Origin of the sequence: Paraburkholderia sp. RL18-085-BIA-A, from assembly GCF_046027075.1 — a bacterium.
Classification (GTDB): Bacteria; Pseudomonadota; Gammaproteobacteria; order Burkholderiales; family Burkholderiaceae; genus Paraburkholderia.
The window spans coordinates 1-680 of sequence record NZ_JARESU010000546.1 but is presented as its reverse complement, the minus strand read 5'-3'; the positions used below and the strand labels follow the sequence as shown (position 1 = coordinate 680).

The following is a 680-nucleotide window of genomic DNA, read 5'->3' as shown; positions in this document are numbered from 1 at the left end:
CTGCTGTGGTCGGTCCTGCAACTGGGCAAACCGCTCTCCTCGCTCACGCACGAGGACCTGCTCGTCTACCAGCACTTTCTCGCCGATCCCCAGCCCGCCGCGCGGTGGACCGCTGACGGCGGACGCAAGCATCCCCGCCACGATCCGCGCTGGCGCCCGTTCTACGGGCCGCTGTCCGGAGCGAGCCAGCGCCAGGCCATGGTGATCCTCAACGTGATGTTTGCGTGGCTCGTGCAGGCCGGTTATCTGGCCGGCAATCCGCTGTCGCTGTCGCGTCAGCGCGCCCGACGGGCCAGGCCGCGCATCGTCCGGTATCTGTCGCCCGAGCTGTGGCTCGAGGTCAAGACCTACATTCAGGGCATGCCAGTGCAGACCGGTCGCGAGCGCGAACACCACGCCCGCGTGCGCTGGCTCTTTACCCTGCTCTATCTGGGCGGTCTGCGCATCACGGAAGTCGGCACGAATACAATGGGACGGTTTTTCCGTCGTAGTGACGAAAACGGCACGGATCGCTGGTGGCTCGAAGTGATGGGCAAAGGCGGCAAGGAACGGCTGGTGCCCGCCACCGCGGAAATGATGACGGAACTTGGCACCTACCGGCGGGCACGCGGACTGCCAGCCCTGCCCTCGCCCGGCGAGGACACGCCGCTCGTGCTGCCGGTTGGCCAGTCGCTCAAACC

The 680-nt window shown here is 66.9% G+C and carries 1 protein-coding gene; it reads left to right on the top strand.

All coding sequences use genetic code 11. The features are described 5' to 3' along the window. Positions 1–680: site-specific integrase (locus P0D89_RS53760; RefSeq protein WP_494478583.1), on the top strand; the 680-nt coding region annotated here is incomplete at both ends.